Origin of the sequence: Streptomyces sp. WG5, assembly GCF_049974565.1 — a bacterium.
In the GTDB taxonomy this organism is placed as follows: domain Bacteria; phylum Actinomycetota; class Actinomycetes; order Streptomycetales; family Streptomycetaceae; genus Streptomyces.
Genome location: NZ_JBNGGC010000003.1, coordinates 181,380 through 200,400 on the forward strand (window position 1 = coordinate 181,380; position 19,021 = coordinate 200,400).

The 19,021-nt window shown below is 71.5% G+C and carries 15 protein-coding genes; 7 read left to right on the forward strand and 8 right to left on the reverse strand.

The genetic code is table 11. The annotated features are described in order from the left end of the window. Positions 1-238: 238 nt before the first annotated feature. Both ACP4IX_RS04635 and metH read right to left on the reverse strand, forming a co-directional pair. Positions 239-940 (reverse strand): HAD family hydrolase, encoded by a 702-nt coding sequence (locus ACP4IX_RS04635; protein ID WP_426554811.1) that lies wholly within the window; start codon positions 938-940, stop codon positions 239-241. 130 nt (positions 941-1,070) lie between these two features. Continuing rightward, positions 1,071-4,583, reverse strand: coding sequence for a methionine synthase (gene metH, locus ACP4IX_RS04640; RefSeq protein ID WP_426518586.1), 3,513 nt, complete (start codon positions 4,581-4,583; stop codon positions 1,071-1,073). Positions 4,584-5,096: 513 nt separating this feature from the next. Here metH and ACP4IX_RS04645 point away from each other — a divergent pair. The 6 genes from ACP4IX_RS04645 (at position 5,097) to ACP4IX_RS04670 (ending at position 12,243) form a co-directional block, all read left to right on the forward strand. Further along, complete coding sequence (locus ACP4IX_RS04645) at positions 5,097-5,861, forward strand: IclR family transcriptional regulator (RefSeq protein ID WP_426554812.1); 765 nt, start codon at positions 5,097-5,099, stop codon at positions 5,859-5,861. Positions 5,862-6,223: 362 nt separating this feature from the next. Then, the gene (locus ACP4IX_RS04650; RefSeq protein WP_426518582.1) at positions 6,224-7,018 is read left to right on the forward strand and encodes an MIP/aquaporin family protein; all 795 of its coding nucleotides are present in this window, start codon (positions 6,224-6,226) and stop codon (positions 7,016-7,018) included. A gap of 84 nt (positions 7,019-7,102) precedes the next feature. Then, entirely contained in the window at positions 7,103-8,641 is a 1,539-nt protein-coding gene (gene glpK, locus ACP4IX_RS04655; RefSeq protein ID WP_426518580.1) for a glycerol kinase GlpK, read from the forward strand. Between the two features lie 8 nt (positions 8,642-8,649). Beyond that, entirely contained in the window at positions 8,650-10,266 is a 1,617-nt protein-coding gene (locus ACP4IX_RS04660; protein ID WP_426518578.1) for an FAD-dependent oxidoreductase, read from the forward strand. 158 nt (positions 10,267-10,424) lie between these two features. Beyond that, entirely contained in the window at positions 10,425-11,096 is a 672-nt protein-coding gene (locus ACP4IX_RS04665) for a FadR/GntR family transcriptional regulator (protein WP_426518576.1), read from the forward strand. Positions 11,097-11,259: 163 nt separating this feature from the next. Further along, positions 11,260-12,243 carry a PAC2 family protein gene (locus ACP4IX_RS04670; RefSeq protein WP_426554813.1) on the forward strand — a complete coding sequence of 328 codons (984 nt, stop codon included), beginning with the start codon at positions 11,260-11,262 and terminating at the stop codon, positions 12,241-12,243. Positions 12,244-12,303: 60 nt separating this feature from the next. Here the strand turns inward: ACP4IX_RS04670 and mshC are convergent, their stop codons facing one another. The 4 genes from mshC to ACP4IX_RS04690 all read right to left on the reverse strand — a co-directional run bounded on the left by mshC (position 12,304) and on the right by ACP4IX_RS04690 (position 15,820). Continuing rightward, positions 12,304-13,533, reverse strand: a complete 1,230-nt coding sequence (mshC, locus tag ACP4IX_RS04675) for a cysteine--1-D-myo-inosityl 2-amino-2-deoxy-alpha-D-glucopyranoside ligase (RefSeq protein WP_426554814.1) — start codon at positions 13,531-13,533, stop codon at positions 12,304-12,306. A gap of 127 nt (positions 13,534-13,660) precedes the next feature. Further along, complete coding sequence (locus tag ACP4IX_RS04680; RefSeq protein WP_426554815.1) at positions 13,661-14,491, reverse strand: SCO1664 family protein; 831 nt, start codon at positions 14,489-14,491, stop codon at positions 13,661-13,663. Further along, entirely contained in the window at positions 14,455-15,045 is a 591-nt protein-coding gene (locus tag ACP4IX_RS04685; protein ID WP_426518568.1) for a DUF3090 domain-containing protein, read from the reverse strand. Before ACP4IX_RS04685 ends, ACP4IX_RS04680 begins: the two co-directional genes overlap by 37 nt. Before the next feature lie 88 nt (positions 15,046-15,133). After that, positions 15,134-15,820, reverse strand: coding sequence for a histidine phosphatase family protein (locus ACP4IX_RS04690; RefSeq protein WP_426518566.1), 687 nt, complete (start codon positions 15,818-15,820; stop codon positions 15,134-15,136). A gap of 61 nt (positions 15,821-15,881) precedes the next feature. Between ACP4IX_RS04690 and corA the strand changes: the two genes are divergently transcribed. Then, positions 15,882-16,877 (forward strand): magnesium/cobalt transporter CorA, encoded by a 996-nt coding sequence (corA, locus tag ACP4IX_RS04695; RefSeq protein ID WP_426518564.1) that lies wholly within the window; start codon positions 15,882-15,884, stop codon positions 16,875-16,877. 15 nt (positions 16,878-16,892) lie between these two features. Here the strand turns inward: corA and ACP4IX_RS04700 are convergent, their stop codons facing one another. Then, positions 16,893-17,681, reverse strand: a complete 789-nt coding sequence (locus ACP4IX_RS04700; RefSeq protein ID WP_426518562.1) for a ferritin-like domain-containing protein — start codon at positions 17,679-17,681, stop codon at positions 16,893-16,895. Positions 17,682-17,909: 228 nt separating this feature from the next. Then, complete coding sequence (locus tag ACP4IX_RS04705) at positions 17,910-18,965, reverse strand: LLM class F420-dependent oxidoreductase (protein ID WP_426518560.1); 1,056 nt, start codon at positions 18,963-18,965, stop codon at positions 17,910-17,912. Between the last annotated feature and the right edge of the window lie 56 nt (positions 18,966-19,021).

Below are 19,021 nucleotides of genomic sequence, written 5' to 3' on the forward strand. Positions count from 1 at the left end.
TTTCACCAATCAGGACACAAGGACACCTCGACAACGTTCGCCTGATGCGAGGCAGCACAGCGGCACTCCCCTGTCGACCCCTCTCCACGTGGGGAACATCACAGGGGAGCTTTCGCCGACGGGTGCCGGAATTCGACCATCCGGAACGGCTCGAATTCTTCCGCGCCTGTTCCCCGCGCCGCCTCGCGCGGCCGTTTCCGGAATTCCCCGTTAAGGCCGCTGCACGCTGGGTGAAGGTCTAGCGCATTTGTGTCATCAGGCCACGCAGAAATGTCAGGTCGACGTCTTCCAGCGAGCCGACCACCGTGCGCCGGGCGGCCGGGGTGATGGGGGTGACCGAGGGCACCGCCACGACGTGGCAGCCGGCGGCCTCCGCGGCGGCGACTCCGGTCGCGGTGTCCTCGACGACGGCGCACCGGGCCGGGTCCACTCCGAGTCCGGCCGCGGCGGCCAGGTACGGGTCCGGGTGGGGCTTGGTGCGCGGCACCTCGTCGCCGGCGACGGTGAGGCCGAAGTGCTCGGGGCCCAGCGAGGTCAGCACCCGGTCGATGATGCGCCGGTGCGAGGCGGAGACCAGGGCGGTGGGAATCCCGTGCGCGGAGAGCTCCGCGAGCAGCCGGGCGGCTCCCGGCATGAGCGGCAGGGTGTGGCCGATGCGCTTCTCGAAGCCGTCGTTGAGCAGCACGCTGAGTTCGGCGAGCGAGATGCGTGCCCCGGTGGCCTCGATCAGGAATCCCGCGCTGCGGCTCATCGGGCCGCCGACGACCACGTGCCGCCAGGAGTCGTCGAGGGTGTGGCCGAGGGAGGCGAAGACCTCGACCTCGACGTCCCACCAGAAGCCCTCGGTGTCCACCAGGGTGCCGTCCATGTCGAGAAGCACGGCCTGCAGGGCGGAGCCTTCGGCCGTACGGGTTCCGAGCGCGGGGACCGTACTGGTCATCCACGTACCTCCTTGAGGGACGGTCAGGCCGGTCCCCACGGAGGGAACCGGCCTGCAGTGGACCGACCAGTGTACGTCGGGCGGGACGAGAACGCCTGATGTGGCGCCGGAGCGGGGTACCGGGGGGGCCTCAGCGGGCGTTGAAGTACTTCGCCTCCGGGTGGTGGATCACGATGGCGTCGGTGGACTGCTCGGGGTGGAGCTGGAACTCCTCGGACAGGTGGACGCCGATGCGTTCCGGCTGGAGCAGTTCGGCGATCTTGGCGCGGTCCTCCAGGTCGGGGCAGGCGCCGTAGCCGAGGGAGAAGCGGGCGCCCCGGTACTTCAGGGCGAACATGTCCTCCATCTGGGCCGGGTCCTCCCCGCCGAAGCCGAGCTCGGAGCGCACGCGCGCGTGCCAGTACTCGGCGAGGGCCTCGGCCAGCTGGACGGACAGGCCGTGCAGTTCGAGGTAGTCGCGGTAGGCGTTGGCCTCGAACATGCGGGCCGTCTCCTCGCCGATCCGGGAGCCGACGGTGACGACCTGGAAGCCGACGACGTCCTTCTCGCCGGACTCCTCCGGGCGGAAGAAGTCGGCCAGGCACAGGCGGCGGCCGCGGCGCTGGCGCGGGAAGGTGAACCGGGTGCGCTCGTTGCCGTCGTCGTCGAGGACGATCAGGTCGTCGTCCTTGGAGACGCACGGGAAGTAGCCGTAGACCACGGCCGCCTCCAGCAGGTTCTCCGTCTGGAGCCGGTCCAGCAGCCCGCGCAGCCTGGGCCGGCCCTCGGACTCGACCAGTTCCTCGTACGAGGGTCCCTCGCCGGTACGGGCCTGCTTCAGGCCCCACTGGCCCTTGAAGAGGGCGCCCTCGTCCAGCCAGGACGCGTACTCCTTGAGCTGGATGCCCTTGACCACGCGGGTGCCGCGGAAGGGCGGGGTGGGCACGGGGTTGTCGGTGGCGACGTCGGAGCGGACGTGGCCTTCCTCGGGCCGCTCCTCGATCTCCACGGTGGCCGCGCGGACCCGTCGCTGACGCAGTTCGGGCAGTTTCGCGCCGGGCACCCCGCGCTTGATGCCGATCAGGGCGTCCATCAGGCGCAGGCCCTCGAAGGCGTCGCGGGCGTAGCGGACCTCGCCGTCGTAGACCTCGTGCAGGTCCTGCTCGACGTAGGCGCGGGTCAGCGCCGCGCCGCCGAGGATCACGGGGTAGTCGGCGGCCATCCCCCGCTGGTTGAGCTCCTCCAGGTTCTCCTTCATGATCACCGTGGATTTGACCAGGAGCCCGGACATGCCGATCACGTCGGCCCGGTGCTCCTCGGCCGCCTCCAGGATCGCGGAGACCGGCTGCTTGATACCGAGGTTGACGACGTTGTAGCCGTTGTTGGAGAGGATGATGTCGACGAGGTTCTTGCCGATGTCGTGCACGTCGCCGCGGACGGTGGCCAGCACGATGGTGCCCTTGCCGTCGTCGTCGGTCTTCTCCATGTGCGGCTCCAGGTGGGCCACCGCGGTCTTCATGACCTCGGCGGACTGGAGCACGAACGGCAGCTGCATCTGGCCGGAGCCGAACAGCTCACCGACCACCTTCATGCCGTCGAGGAGGGTCTCGTTGACGATGTCGAGGGCCGGACGCTCCGTCAGGGCCTCGTCCAGGTCCTGCTCCAGGCCGTTCTTCTCGCCGTCGATGATGCGGCGCTTGAGGCGCTCCTCCAGCGGGAGGGCGGCCAGTTCCTCGGCCTTGGACGCCCGCAGCGACTTGGCCGTGGCGCCCTCGAAGAGGGCCATGAGCTTCTGCAGCGGGTCGTAGCCCTCGCGGCGGCGGTCGTAGATCAGGTCCAGGGCGGTGGTGACCTGTTCCTCGTCGAACCGCGCGATCGGCAGGATCTTGCTCGCGTGCACGATCGCGGAGTCCAGGCCGGCCTTGACGCACTCGTCCAGGAACACGGAGTTGAGCAGGATGCGGGCGGCCGGGTTGAGGCCGAAGGAGATGTTCGACAGCCCGAGGGTGGTCTGCACGTCCGGGTGGCGCCGCTTCAGTTCGCGGATGCCCTCGATGGTGGCGACACCGTCGCCGCGGGACTCCTCCTGGCCGGTGCAGATGGTGAAGGTGAGGCAGTCGACGAGGATGTCGGACTCCTGGATGCCCCAGTTGCCCGTCAGGTCGTCGATCAGCCGTTCGGCGATCTCGACCTTCTTCTCGGCGGTGCGGGCCTGCCCCTCCTCGTCGATGGTCAGGGCGATCAGCGCGGCACCGTGCTCCTGCGCCAGCCGGGTGACCTTCGCGAACCGGGACTCGGGGCCGGCGCCGTCCTCGTAGTTGACCGAGTTGATGACCGCGCGGCCGCCGAGCTTCTCCAGACCGGCGCGCAGGACGTCGACCTCGGTGGAGTCCAGCACGATCGGCAGCGTCGACGCGGTCGCGAAACGGCCGGCGAGCTCCTCCATGTCGGCGACGCCGTCGCGGCCCACGTAGTCCACGCACAGGTCCAGCATGTGCGCGCCCTCGCGGATCTGGTCGCGGGCCATCTCCACGCAGTCGTCCCAGCGGCCCTCCAGCATCGCCTCCCGGAACTTCTTCGACCCGTTCGCGTTCGTCCGCTCACCGATCGCCAGGTAGGAGGTGTCCTGCCGGAACGGCACGCTCTGGTACAGGGAGGCCGCACCCGGCTCGGGACGCGGGTGGCGCTCGGTGGGGGCGGTGCCCCGCACCCGCTCCACGACCTGGCGCAGGTGCTCGGGCGTCGTGCCGCAGCAGCCGCCCACCAGGGACAGGCCGTACTCGCGTACGAAGGTCTCCTGCGCGTCGGCCAGCTCGGGCGCGGTCAGCGGGTAGTGGGCGCCGTCCTTGCCCAGGACCGGCAGGCCGGCGTTGGGCATGCAGGACAGCGGGATCCGGGAGTGGCGGGAAAGGTAGCGCAGGTGCTCGCTCATCTCCGCGGGGCCGGTCGCGCAGTTCATGCCGATCATGTCGATGCCCAGCGGCTCCAGCGCGGTCAGCGCGGCGCCGATCTCCGAGCCCAGCAGCATCGTGCCCGTCGTCTCCACCGTCACCGAGCAGATCACCGGCAGGTCGAGTCCCAGCGCGTCCAGGGCGCGCCGGGCGCCGAGCACGGAGGCCTTGGTCTGCAGCAGGTCCTGCGTCGTCTCCACCAGCAGCGCGTCCGCGCCTCCGGCGACCAGGCCCTCGGCGTTGCGCTGATAGGCGTCCCGCAGGAGGGTGTACGGGGCGTGGCCCAGGGTGGGGAGCTTGGTGCCGGGGCCGATGGAACCGAGCACCCAGCGTTGCCGGCCGTCCCGCGCGGCGAACTCGTCGGCGACCTCGCGGGCCACCCGGGCGCCGGCCTCCGACAGCTCGTGGACGCGCTCGGGGATGTCGTACTCGCCCAGCGCGGAGTGGTTGGCGCCGAAGGTGTTGGTCCCCACGCAGTCGACGCCGGCGGCGAAGTACTCCTCGTGCACCGAGCGCACGATGTCCGGGCGGGTCACGTTCAGGACCTCGTTGCACCCCTCCAGCTGCTGGAAGTCGTCCAGCGAGGGGTTCTGCGCCTGAAGCATGGTGCCCATCGCTCCGTCGGCGACCACCACACGGGTGGCGAGCGCCTCCCGGAGGGCGGACACACGGGTGCGGGTGTCGGCGGACGGGGTGGACGGCGACGAGGCCATGAAGGGGCTCCCTAGGATGCGACGGCTGTCGGCTTTGCGCTGCCCGGTGCCGTCCGAAGGGAACGTCCCGGGGGAGAACGCACGTCGCCAGGGTAGCCGGGACCGGGGACGGATGGTCGGGGCGTCCACGAGACGGACGGGCGCGGCGGGGCGGGTGCCCGCCGAAGGGGTGACCGTCCGGGGCCTCGGAACGGCCGGGGCCGCGCCCCGGGCGAGCCGCGAACCGGCCGGGCGGGGGCCGGGGCCGCGCCACGAGCGGGGCCGGGAGGGAGAGGCCGGGGCGAGCCGGCGGGCGGGACGCGGGCGGCCGCGCGGAGGGAGTTCCGGGAGGGCCCGCCCGTGGTTCCCGGCCGCTGCCGGAGGACGGTACCGGCCACCGGGTCGTGGCCGAAGTGCAACAGTTGCCCGCCGACCATTAGCGGGAGGTCGGCATCGACCGGTAGTGTTCGGCATTGCCGAACGACGTCAGCGACGCCGAGGTCGGCAGTCGAAGGGGACGGAGGCAGTACGTCGATGGCACGGAACATCCAGTCGCTCGAGCGGGCGGCCGCGATGCTGCGCCTGCTCGCGGGCGGCGAACGGCGGCTCGGCCTGTCGGACATCGCCTCGTCGCTGGGTCTGGCCAAGGGCACCGCGCACGGCATCCTGCGCACCCTCCAGCAGGAGGGCTTCGTGGAGCAGGACGACACCTCCGGGCGCTACCAGCTGGGCGCCGAGCTGCTGCGTCTGGGCACGACGTACCTCGACGTGCACGAGCTGCGGGCGCGCGCCCTGGTGTGGACGGACGACCTGGCCCGGTCCAGCGGCGAGAGCGTCCACCTCGGCGTCCTGCACCAGCAGGGGGTCCTGATCGTGCACCACGTCTTCCGGCCCGACGACAGCCGGCAGGTGCTGGAGATCGGGGCCATGCAGCCGCTGCACTCCACGGCGCTGGGCAAGGTGCTGTCCGCCTACGACCCGGTCGCGCACAGCGAGGCGCTGGAGGCCGACCGCACCGCGTACACGGACCGGACCGTCTGCGAGCCGGACGGATTCGAGCACATCCTGGACATCACGCGCGCGCGTGGGTACGCCGCCGACGTCGAGGAGACCTGGGACGGCATCGCCTCCATCGCCGCCCCCATCCACGACCGCCGGCGCATGCCGGTCGGCGCGGTCGGCATCACCGGGGCCGTGGAACGGCTGTGCCGGGACGGTGAGCTGCGGCCCGAGCTGGTCGCGGCGGTACGGGACTGCGCCCGCGCCGTGTCGCGGGACCTGGGCGCCGGGCGGTTCTAGCGGCGCCCAGGTCGCGGACACCCCGCAGGGGCCGGGACGCCGGGCGGCGTTCCGGCCCTTCCGCCTGCCCTGACGCGGCGAAGCGGACATACGGCTCGAAGACCCGCACGGCCCGGCCCCGAGGACCGATAGTCCACGACGATCAATAACGATCGTGTTTTCGATAACAGAACTCTTGACGCACAGCTGACGCCGAGACGAGACTCGCGTCCATCGGTCGGCATTGTCGAACACCTACCGGCAATACGCGTTAGAGTGTGACAACGCCAAGGGCCGCCACCGCTCTCACACCGAGAGCGCCGGAACACCCGGAGGGACCCGGGGGTTCGGCTTTCCCTGGACGAAGGACAAAGGAGTCGCGGGTGTCCAGCTCCGACATCTTCATCGGCGAGACCATCGGTACCGCCATACTCATCCTGCTCGGCGGCGGTGTCTGCGCCGCCGTGACGCTCAAGGCCTCCAAGGCGCGCAACGCCGGCTGGGTCGCCATCGCCCTCGGGTGGGGCTTCGCCGTCATGACGGCGGCGTACATCTCCACCCCGCTCTCCGGCGCCCACCTCAACCCGGCCGTGACGATCGGCATCGCGATCAAGGACGGCGAGTGGGGCAACGTCCCCACCTACTTCGCCGGGCAGATCCTCGGCGCCATGATCGGCGCCGTCCTGGTCTGGGTCGCCTACTACGGCCAGTTCCAGGCCCACCTGACCGATCCGGAGATCGTCGGCGGCCCTGACGCGCGGGACACCACGGCCAAGGCCGTCGAGGCCCAGGAGAAGGGCGCCGGCCCCGTCCTGGGCGTCTTCTCCACCGGCCCGGAGATCCGGCACACGGTCCAGAACCTCGCCACCGAGATCATCGGCACCTTCGTCCTGCTGCTCGCCATCCTGACCCAGGGCCTGAACGACGCGGGCAACGGCCTCGGCACCCTGGGCGCCCTGATCACCGCGTTCGTGGTGGTCTCGATCGGCCTGTCCCTCGGCGGCCCCACGGGCTACGCGATCAACCCGGTCCGCGACCTCGGCCCGCGCATCGTGCACGCCCTGCTGCCCCTGCCGAACAAGGGCGGCTCCGACTGGTCCTACGCCTGGGTCCCCGTCGTCGGTCCGCTGATCGGCGGCGCGATCGCGGGAGGTGTCTACAACGTCGCGTTCGCCTGAGCGGCCTTCCGCTCGGCCATCATCGAGCCGCAGAACACGCGCCGTACGCACCGGCCCCACACCACGGAACCCCAGGAGCACACAGTGACCGACGCTCACACCGCCGGACCCTTCATCGCCGCGATCGACCAGGGCACGACCTCCTCCCGCTGCATCGTCTTCGACCGCGACGGACGCATCGTCTCCGTCGACCAGAAGGAACACGAGCAGATCTTCCCCAAGCCGGGCTGGGTCGAGCACAACGCCGCCGAGATCTGGACCAACGTCCAGGAGGTCGTCGCCGGGGCCATCGAGAAGGCCGGCATCACCCGCGACGACATCAAGGCCATCGGCATCACCAACCAGCGCGAGACCACCCTCGTCTGGGACAAGAACACCGGTGAGCCCGTCCACAACGCCATCGTCTGGCAGGACACCCGCACCGACGCCCTCTGCCGCGAGCTGGGCCGCAACGTCGGCCAGGACCGCTTCCGCCGCGAGACCGGCCTGCCCCTCGCCTCCTACTTCGCCGGCCCCAAGGCCCGCTGGCTGCTCGACAACGTCGAGGGCCTGCGCGAGCGCGCCGAGGCGGGCGACCTGCTCTTCGGCACCATGGACACGTGGGTCATCTGGAACCTGACGGGCGGGGTGAACGGCGGCAAGCACGTCACCGACGTCACCAACGCCTCGCGCACCATGCTGATGAACCTGCACACCATGCAGTGGGACGCCAGGATCGCCGAGTCCATCGGCGTGCCGACGCAGATGCTCCCCGAGATCCGCTCCTCCGCCGAGGTCTACGGCGAGATCAAGGGCGGCAGACTGGGCGAGCTGCTCGGCGGTGTCCCGGTCGCCTCCGCGCTCGGCGACCAGCAGGCGGCCCTGTTCGGCCAGACCTGCTTCTCCGAGGGCGAGACCAAGTCGACGTACGGCACCGGCACCTTCATGGTGATGAACACCGGTGACAAGCTCATCAACTCCTACTCGGGCCTGCTGACCACGGTCGGCTACAAGATCGGCGACCAGGACACGGTCTACGCCCTGGAGGGCTCGATCGCCGTCACCGGCTCGCTGGTGCAGTGGATGCGCGACCAGATGGGCCTGATCTCCACCGCCGCCGAGATCGAGACCCTCGCCCTGTCGGTCGAGGACAACGGCGGCGCCTACTTCGTCCCGGCCTTCTCCGGCCTGTTCGCCCCGTACTGGCGCTCCGACGCCCGCGGTGTGATCGCCGGCCTGACCCGGTACGTCACCAAGGCGCACCTCGCGCGCGCCGTCCTGGAGGCCACCGCCTGGCAGACGCGGGAGATCGCGGACGCCATGACGAAGGACTCCGGTGTGGAGCTGACCGCCCTCAAGGTCGACGGCGGCATGACCTCCAACAACCTGCTGATGCAGACCCTCGCCGACTTCGTGGACGCGCCGGTGGTGCGCCCGATGGTCGCCGAGACCACCTGCCTCGGCGCCGCCTACGCCGCCGGCCTCGCCGTCGGCTTCTGGAACAGCACCGACGACCTGCGCGCCAACTGGCGGCGGGCCGCCGAGTGGACCCCCCGCATGGACGCGGAGATCCGCGACCGTGAGTACAAGAGCTGGCTCAAGGCCGTCGAGCGGACCATGGGCTGGCTCGAGGACGAGGAGTAAGAACCGCAATGACCACTCAGTCCACCCTGCAGTCCGTGCCTGCCCTGGGGACGCACCCGGCCTCCGGCTCGAACCCGAGCCGGGCCGAGACCCGGGAACAGCTCTCCAAGGCGTCGTACGACCTTCTCGTGATCGGCGGCGGCATCCTGGGCATCTCCACCGCCTGGCACGCCGCGCAGTCCGGCCTCAGGGTGGCCGTGGTCGACGCCGGCGACTTCGCCGGCGCCACCTCCTCCGCCTCCTCCAAGCTGCTCCACGGCGGACTGCGCTACCTGCAGACCGGCGCGGTGAAGCTGGTGGCGGAGAACCACTTCGAGCGCCGTGCGGTCTCCCGCCAGGTGGCCCCCCACCTGGCGAACCCGCTCACCTTCTACCTCCCCGTGTACAAGGGCGGGCCGCACGGCGCGGCGAAGCTCGGCGCCGGCGTCTTCGCGTACTCGGCGCTGTCCGCCTTCGGTGACGGCGTCGGCCACCTGCTCTCCCCGGCCAAGGCCGCGCAGGACGTGCCGGAGCTGCGCACCGACAACCTGAAGGCCGTGGCCGTGTACGGCGACGACCAGATGAACGACGCCCGCATGGCGCTGATGACCGTCCGCGCGGCGGCCGAGTCGGGCGCGGTCGTCCTCAACCACGCCGAGGTGACCGGCCTGCGCTTCACCAAGGGCCGGGTGACCGGCGCCGAGCTGAAGGACCGGCTCACCGGCGACGAGTTCGGGGTGAACGCCCGCCTGGTGCTCAACGCCACCGGCCCCTGGGTCGACCACCTGCGGCGCATGGAGGACCCGAACGCGGCCCCGTCCATCCGCCTGTCCAAGGGCGCGCACCTGGTGCTCAAGCGCACCGCGCCCTGGAAGGCCGCGCTGGCCACCCCGATCGACAAGTACCGCATCACCTTCGCCCTCCCCTGGGAGGACATGCTGCTGCTCGGCACGACCGACGAGGAGTTCGAGGGCGACCCGGCGGACGTCGCGGTCAACGAGAAGGACATAACCCAGATCCTCGACGAGGCCGCCTTCTCCATCCGCGACCAGCAGCTCGACCGGGACCTGATCACGTACTCCTTCGCGGGTCTGCGCGTGCTGCCGGGCGGCCCCGGCGACACCGCGAAGGCCAAGCGCGAGACGGTCGTCAGCGAGGGCCGGGGCGGCATGCTGTCCGTCGCGGGCGGCAAGTGGACCACCTTCCGCCACATCGGCCGGACGGTCATGAAGAAGCTGGAGGCGCTGCCGGGCCACCCGCTGGGCGACGACTTCGAGCCGATCGCGTCGCTGCCGAAGAAGCTGCCGCTGCCGGGCGTCGCCAATCCGCGCGCGGTCGCGCACCGGCTGCTGGTGGACGGCCCGGCACCCGGCCCGCGCATGGCGGCGGACACCGCCAGGCACCTGGCCACGCACTACGGCTCGCTGGCCTTCGACATCGCGCGTCTGGCCAACGACAACCCGGAGCTGGCCGAGCGGGTCCACCCCGACGCCCCGGAGATCTGGGCGCAGGTCGTGTGGGCCCGGGACCACGAGTGGGCCGAGACGCAGGACGACGTCCTGCGCCGGCGGACGACGCTGACGATCCGCGGCCTGGCCACGGACGACGTCCGCGCCAAGGTCCAGGACCTGCTCGACAAGAAGTAGGACCGGCTGCGGGACCGGGCACCCGGTCCCGCGGGAGGCGGCGGCCCGGTGCCGAGGGAGCCGCCGCCTCCCGCGCGTGCTTTTCACCCGGCGCCCCCTCCATAATGGCGTGAGACATCGGATGTCTGAACACGCTTGGAAGCACAGGGAGGTCGGCCGTGGCGGTCACCGACGAGGCGATCGAGAAGATCAAGGGCATGATCGTCTCCGGCGCGCTGCGGCCCGGCGACCGGCTGCCCAAGGAGAGTGAGCTCGCCGCCGGCCTCGGACTGTCCCGCAACTCGCTGCGGGAGGCCGTACGCGCCCTGTCCCTGATCCGGATCCTGGACGTGCGCCAGGGCGACGGGACCTACGTCACGAGCCTGGATCCACAGCTCCTGCTGGAAGCCATCGGCTTCGTCGTCGACTTCCACCGCGACGACACGGTGCTGGAGTTCCTCGCCGTGCGCCGCATCCTGGAGCCGGCCGCGACCGCACTGGCGGCCTCCCGGATCAGTGAACGGGAGCTCGACGCGCTCGGTGCCCGGTTGGACGTCCTCGGCACCGAACCGTCGGTGGAGGAGCTGGTCGCCTGCGACCTGGAGTTCCACCGGGGCATCGTGGGGGCGTCGGGCAACTCGGTGCTCTGCTCCCTCCTCGACGGTCTGTCCGGTCCCACCACCCGGGCCCGCGTCTGGCGCGGGCTCACCCAGGAGGACGCGGTCAGCCGCACCCTGCACGAGCACCGCGCGATCCTCGCCGCGCTGCGCGACCGGGACGCGGAGGCGGCACGCTCCTGGGCGACGGTGCACATCGCGTCCGTGGAGCAGTGGCTGCGCTCCACCCTCTGATCCGGCTCCGGTCCGGCTCCGATCCGGTGCTGACGGCGGGTGTCCGGCCGTCGGTAACGGGGCAGTGATGCGTTCACTCCCCCGTGCAAGGGGGCTGCGGGCGGCCCCTCGGCACGCCGTAAGGTTGGGGGGTACGCGAGGGCACGTCGGAAGGAGGCGCTGGGTGATCGAGCTCGAGGGGGTTCCCGAGCTGGTCGACCCGGTCATGGTGGCCGCGTTCGAGGGCTGGAACGACGCCGGCGACGCCGCCTCCACCGCGGTCGCGCATCTCGACCGGGAGTGGAAGGGCGAGGTGTTCGCGGCGCTGGACGCCGAGGACTACTACGACTTCCAGGTCAACCGCCCCACGGTGTTCATGGAAGCGGGCGTCCGCAAGATCACGTGGCCGACGACGAGGCTGTCGGTGATCCGGGTCGGCGGCGACAAGCCGCGCGACCTCGTGCTCGTCCGCGGCATCGAGCCGTCCATGCGCTGGCGCTCGTTCTGCAACGAACTGCTGGGCTTCGCCCACGAGCTGGGCGTCGAGCTGGTGGTCGTCCTGGGCGCCCTGCTGGGCGACACCCCGCACACCCGCCCGGTCCCGGTCAGCGGCACCACGTCGGACGCCGACCTGGCCCGGCGCATGGACCTGGAGGAGACCAAGTACGAGGGGCCCACGGGCATCGTCGGCATCCTCCAGGAAGCGTGCACGCACGCGGGCGTACCGGCCGTTTCGCTGTGGGCCGCGGTGCCGCACTACGTGTCGCAGCCGCCGAACCCGAAGGCCACCCTGGCCCTGCTGAACCGGCTGGAGGACCTCATCGACGTGCGCATCCCGCTGGGCGAGCTGCCCGAGGACGCGCGCGCCTGGCAGGTGGGTGTGGACCAGCTGGCGGCCGAGGACAGCGAGGTCGCCGAGTACGTCCAGTCGCTGGAGGAGGCGCGGGACACCGCGGAGCTGCCGGAGGCGTCGGGCGAGGCGATCGCCCGCGAGTTCGAGCGGTACCTGCGGCGGCGGGACGGCTCGGGACCGGGTGGCCACGCCACGGCCGACGGCGGCGAAGGCCAGCCCGGGGCGCCGTATCTGCGGGACAACCCCAGCGGCCGGGCGCGTCCGCCGAGGCCGCCGAAGGCGAGCGGGGACGACGAGGAGTCGTCGGAGGACTGACGGACGGCAACAGGGGCGCTTCCCGGTGGGAAGCGCCCCTGTTCTCCGTGTGTGCGCTGCTTACAGCGCCACTCCGAGCAGCGCGTCGACCGCGCGGGACACCACACCGGGCGCGCCGATGTCCGTGCCGCCGCTCTCCTGCTGGAGCGCGGCCCAGCGGTCGACGGCGTCGAGGGCGGCCGGGGAGTCCAGGTCGTTCGCGAGGGCCTCGCGGATCTCCTCGACGAGCGCCTCGGCGGACGGGCCGTCGGGCCGGGAGACCGCGGCGCGCCAGCGGTCGAGCCGGGCGAGGGCGTCCTGGAGCACCTGGTCGGTCCACTCCCAGTCGGGACGGTAGTGGTGGGCGAGCAGCGTGAGCCGGATCGCGGCCGGGTCGACGCCCTCACGGCGCAGCTGCGAGACGAAGACCAGGTTGCCCTTGGACTTGGACATCTTCTCGCCGTCGAGACCGACCATGCCGGCGTGCACGTACGCCTTGGCCATGGGGAACTCGCCGGTGAGCGCCTGGGCGTGCGAGGCGCCCATCTCGTGGTGCGGGAAGGCCAGGTCGGAGCCGCCGCCCTGGACGTCGAAGCCCATGCCGAGGTGGTCGAGGGCGATGGCCACGCACTCGATGTGCCAGCCGGGGCGTCCGCGGCCGAGGGAGCCGCCGTCCCAGCTGGGCTCGCCCTCGCGGGCCGCCATCCACAGCATCGGGTCGAGCGGGTTCTTCTTGCCCGGCCGGTCCGGGTCGCCGCCCCGCTCGGCGGAGAGCAGCCGCATGGCGGCGGCGTCGAGGTGGGAGACACCACCGAAGTGGGGGTCGGACTCGACGGAGAAGTAGATGTCACCTTCGAGCTCGTACGCCGCACCCGCGTCCCGCAGCCGCTCGACGAGCGGGACGATGCCGGGTATGGCCTCCACGGCGCCTATGTAGTGCCGCGGCGGCAGCATCCGCAGCGCCGTCATGTCCTCGCGGAAGAGGGCGGTCTCCTTCTCGGCGAGGGCGGTCCAGTCGACGCCGTCCCGCTCGGCCCGCTCCAGCAGCGGGTCGTCGACGTCGGTGACGTTCTGGACGTAGTGGACCTGCCGCTTGGTGTCGAGCCACACGCGCTGCACGAGGTCGAACGCGTTGTAGGTCGCCGCGTGCCCCATGTGGGTGGCGTCGTACGGCGTGATGCCGCAGACATAGATGCGGGCGACGGGACCGGGGTCGAGAGTGACCAGGCCTCCGGTCGCGGTGTCGTGGATCCTCAGGTCGCGACCCTGACCAGGCAGGGCGGGGACCTCGGAAGCGGGCCAGGCATGCATGTCATGAGCCTAACCGGACGGATGTTCCGTACACGAACCGGACCGGTCCGGATGGCCGGTAAGGCGCTCTTGCGCGGCGCCCGCCGTTGTGCCGGCCGGGCCACGGGCGCCGCCCGCACCGGCTTGCCTACACCGGCGGCCAGGGAATGGCCGGCCACTCCCCGCTCGGCTCCGGGTGCTTCCCGGAGGCCAGCAGGGCCTCCACCCGCGCGCGCGTGGCCCCGAGTTCGACGGGGGTGATCAGTGCGCCGAGCCGGGTCGCCAGGGTCCCGCCGTCCTTCAGCGCCTCCCTGAGCGTGTCGAGCACGGCCAGGGCCTCCCCGGTGAGCGGATCGCCCGCCCAGCCCCACAGCAGGGTGCGCAGCTTGTTCTCGGCGTGGAAGGCCACCCCGTGGTCGATGCCGTACAGCCGCTCCTCGTCCGCGGGCAGCAGATGGCCGCCCTTGCGGTCGGCGTTGTTGATCACGGCGTCCAGCACGGCGAGCCGTCGCAGCCGCTCGTCGTCGGCGTGCACGAGCAGCGCGGTACGGCCTTCCCCGACGTCGGCGAGGGCGATCGCCTTCCAGCCTGGGCCGGGCTCCTCGTCCTCCACCAGGGCGAGCAGCTCCGTGTCCGGCACCGCCTCGATCCACAGCTGGCACATGCCCTCGCCGTACGGCCCGTCGCGCAGCACGGTGGGCGGTACCAGGCCCCAGCCGGTCGCCTCGGAGACCTCGTAGGCGGCGACCTCGCGCCGGGCGAGGTTGCCGTCGGGGAAGTCCCACAGGGGCCGCTCCCCGGCGACCGGCTTGTAGACGCAGGCCGCCTCGCGTCCCTCGTGCGTGACCGTGCAGTACAGCGCCGCGTTGGAGGCGTCACGGATGCGTCCGCGCACGGTCAGGTCACCCCGGGCGAGCAACTCGGCGGTCGCCGCTCCGGTGGTCACGCTCCGCGGCGGTATCCGTTCTGGCGCGGACATACGTGTCCTTCCGGGTCGAGCGGGAGGCTGCACAGCGGGCACGGCGGCCGCCCGGCGTTGACGACGTCGAGGGCGCGCTTGGCGAAGGCCCTGGCCTGCGCGCCGGTGAGGCGGACCCGCAGCATCGGGGGGCCGTTCTCCTCGTCCTGGAGGAGCCGCTCCTCGGCCTCCGCCAGGTCCTCCTCGGACTCGGCGTCCAGCTCCACGAGGGCCTGCGCCTCGACGATCATGCGCTGTTCCTCGCCGTCCCAGGCCAGCGCCATGGTGCCGACCCTGAACTCCTCCTCGACGGGGGTGTCCAGCGGGGCGGTGTCGGCGGGCTCGGTGGGCGCCATGGCGGGGACGGCAGTGCTCCCGCCGCTGCGCCGTACGACCTCGTCGAGGAGTTCGTCCATGCGCTCGGCGAGGGCGGCGACCTGGGTCTTCTCCAGGGCCACGCTGGTCACCCGGGAGCCGGCGGTGGCCTGGAGGAAGAACGTACGGCGCCCGGGCAGTCCGACCGTACCGGCCACGAAACGTTCCGGTTGGTCGTAGAGGAACACCTGACGGGACACGTCCTGTCTCCATGGAAGTCGGGGAAGTCTGGGAAAGCGGGAAGCCGAGGGGATTGCTGCGACCGCTTCACCCTACTGCGGCCGACGATCACGGTGCGCCCGCACCACCACCGACGGGGGCCTGGTCGCCCGAGGGCTCCTCGTGCGGGGCCAGGGAGGCGAAGTCACCGGTGTCGCCGAGGCGGACGAGGAACGGGCGCAGCCGGGTGTAGCGGATCGCGGTGACGGAACAGGGCTCGACGGAGATCCGCTGGAAGAGGTCGAGGTGAAGGCCGAGTGCGTCGGCGACGAGGGACTTGATGATGTCGCCGTGGGAGCACAGGAGGTAGACGGCGTCGGGGCCGTGGTCGCGCTCCACGCGCGCGTTCCACTCGCGCACCGCCTCGGCGGCGCGGGTCTGCATGGCGCGCAGGGACTCGCCGCCGGGGAAGGCCGCGGCGGACGGGTGTGCCTGGACGACCTCCATGAGCGGCTCGTCCTTGAGTTCCGCGAGCTTGCGGCCGGACCAGTCGCCGTAGTGGCACTCCCCGATCCGCTCGTCGGTGTGCGCCCGCAGTCCGGGCCGGGCGTCGAGCAGGGGCCGGATCGTCTCCTTGCAGCGCTGCAGCGGGCTGGTGACGACCTCGCAGAGCGGCAGGCCGGCGAGCCGTCCGGGCAGCGCGGCGGCCTGTGCGGCGCCGCGTTCGTCGAGGGCGACGCCGGGCGTCCAGCCGGCGAGCAGCCCCTCGGTGTTGGCGGTGGAACGTCCGTGCCTGACCAGGATCAGCGTGGGCATGCGGACAGGGTAGGCGTACGGCAGGGTGCCCGGGCGCCGGGGTGAAGGGAGAACGCGTTCGGTGATCGTCGACTGTGCCATCTACCGGGACGGGCGCCGCACGGACGGACCCGAGGACTTCTCCGACGCGCTCGGTGAGGCGCGGACCGCGGGCGGCTTCGTCTGGATCGGGCTGCACGAGCCGACCGAGGACGAGTTCGACCTGGTCACGCAGGAGTTCGGGCTGCATCCGCTGGCGGTGGAGGACGCCCTGAAGGCCCACCAGCGGCCCAAGCTGGAGGTCTACGAGGACTCGCTCTTCGCCGTCCTCAAGCCGGTGGTGTACGAGCCGGAGAGCGACGCCGTCTCCGCCGACGAGCTCATGATCTTCCTGGGTGACGCGTTCGTGGTCGTGGTCCGGCACGGCGAGGGCGCCCCGCTGCGAGCTGTACGGCAGCGCCTGGAGCACGAGCCCGAGCTGCTCGGCAAGGGCCCCACCGCGGTCCTGTACGCGATCGCGGACGCCACCGTCGACCACTACCTGGACGTGGCGGTCGAGCTGCAGAACGACCTGGAGGAGCTGGAGGCCGAGGTCTTCTCACCGGACGGCGGCGGCTCCCGGCGCACGGCGTCCCGGATCTACACCTTCAAGCGGCAGGTCCTGGAGTTCCGCCGGGCGACCGGCCCGCTGGCGCCTCCGCTGGCCAGGCTGGCCGGGACCGGAGGGTTCGGCGGCAGGGTGCCGTTCGTGAACGACAGGGCGCGGCCGTTCTTCCGGGACGTGAGCGACCACCTCACGCGGGTGAACGAGTCGGTGGAGAGTCTGGACCGGCTCGTCTCGGACATCCTTTCGGCGCATCTGGCACAGACGAGCGTCCGGCAGAACGACGACATGCGGAAGATCTCCGCGTGGGCGGCCATGGCCGCGGTGCCCACGATGGTCGCGGGCATCTACGGCATGAACTTCGGGCACATGCCGGAACTGCGCTGGGTATGGGGTTATCCGGCGGTGATCGCGCTGATGGCCGTGCTGGAGGTGCTGCTGTTCCGGCTGTTCAAGCGGCGGGGCTGGCTCTGAGGGGATGCGGGACGGTCAGGCGACCTCCGGTGCCGCGGTGGCGGGTCCGCCGAGCGCGTCGCGCCGTTCGGGTGTCCGCAGCGTCACCATGCGGCGCCAGCCGGCCAGCCGCTCGTAGGCGTACATCGCGTGGATGCCCGCCGCGAGCACCGCCGACCTGGCGCGCGGCCAGCCGAGGAGGCTCCCCATGCGGGCCATCACGGCGAGGCTGACGTCCCGGTGGACGCGGATCTCGGCGAGCGCGCACTCGCGCAGCGTCCGCCGGATGTACCGGCCGTGTCCGGCGGCGGCGAAGCGGAGCAGTTCCTCGTGGGAGTACGCGAGGTGGTTGTCCTCGTCGGCCGAGATCATCCGGACGGCCCGGCCCAGGTCCGGGTGGTCCGCGAAGTACTTGAGGAGCATCGCCATCTGCTCGGCCGCGCGCTGCTCGGTGACCCTGCTGTGCGCGAGGTAGGTGATGACGTCCCGCACCGTGAGCGGCTCGTCGGCCCTGAGCTTCTCGTGGGCGAGGCCGATGCCGTGCCGTTCCAGGAGCATGGTGTAGTCGGTCTCGGGCGGCACTTCGACGGGTTCGAGGCCGCGCTTCTTCAGCAGGGCGTTGAAGATCCGCCCGTGCTTGTCCTCGTCGGCGCCGTGCCGGGTGATCTTGGGGGCGAGGGCGCGCTCGCTCTCGGGTACCAGCGCCGCGATGCGCGCGTTCTCCCAGCCTCCCTGTGTCTCCCCGCTGGCCGCGATGGAGCAGAAGAGACGGAACGACTCGTCGTTGTCGAGGATCTCCTGGAACAGACTCTTGGCCGAAAGCATCGGTGGCACCTCTCTGCCGCTGCGGGGTTCCGCAGACTCCGCAAAGAACGAGTCAAGTGCGGGAGCGGGGAGGCGGCAACAGGTACGGCGGGCAACTCAGCCAAAAGAAGGACGGCCGGGAACACGAGGAGGCGTAACCACGGGCACGCGGGCGCGTTGTTCCCCGTGACGGCCGTGGCGGGGAAGACCCCCGAGCCCCCACCACGGCCGCAGAACTCCCAGCGGGCGCTACGCCAGTCCGGCGCGCTCCAGGGCCTCGGTGCCGGCGCGGAGCGCGGCGATCCGCTCGTCCAGGGTGAAGCCGGCGGGGGCGAGGGTCAGGGTGGTGACGCCGACGGCGGCGTAGGCCTTCATCCGGTCCGCGATGCGGTCCACGGAACCGAGCAGGGTGGTCCGGTCGATCAGCTCGTGCGGTACGGCCGCGGCGGCGCCCTCCTTGTCGCCGGACAGGTACTTGTCCTGGATCTCGGCGGCCTCCGCCTCGTAGCCCATGCGCTGGGCGAGCTGGTTGTAGAAGTTCTGCCTGCGGCTGCCCATGCCGCCGACGTAGAGCGCGGTGTAGGGGCGGAAGGTGTCGGCGAGCGCGGCGACGTCCTTGTCGTCGCCGAGGGCGAGCGGCAGGGTCGGGCAGACGTCGAAGCCGTCGAGGGTCTTCCCGGCCTTCTCCCGCCCGGCGCGCAGGTGCCGGACCGCGGTGTCCTCCAGGTGGTCGGCGGAGGGGAAGATCAGCAGGGCGCCGTCGGCGATCTCGCCGGTCTGCTCCAGGTTCTTCGGGCCGATCGCGGCGATGTACAGCGGGATGTGCTCGCGCTGCGGGTGCACGGTCAGCTTGATCGGCTTGCCGGGGCCGCCGGGCAGCGGCAGCGTCCAGTGCTGCCCCTCGTACGACAGCCGCTCGCGCGTCATCGCCTTGCGCACGATCTCGACGTACTCGCGGGTGCGGGCGAGCGGCTTGTCGAAGGTGACGCCGTACCAGCCCTCGGAGACCTGCGGGCCGGACACGCCGAGGCCGAGGCGGAATCGGCCCTTCGAGAGGGAGTCCAGGGTGGCGGCCGTCATCGCGGTCATCGCGGGCTGGCGGGCCGGGATCTGGAAGATGGCCGACCCCACGTCGATGCGCTCGGTCTGCGCGGCGACCCAGGTGAGTACGGTGGCCGCGTCGGAGCCGTAGGCCTCGGCGGCCCAGCAGACGGCGTAGCCGAGCCGGTCGGCCTCCTGGGCGACGGCCAGGTTGTCCGCGTCCATTCCGGCACCCCAGTAGCCGAGGTTGATCCCGAGCTGCATGGCCGATTCCCCTTACCGATCAGTAACGTGGCTGGTGGCCCCGACCTTAGCGCGCG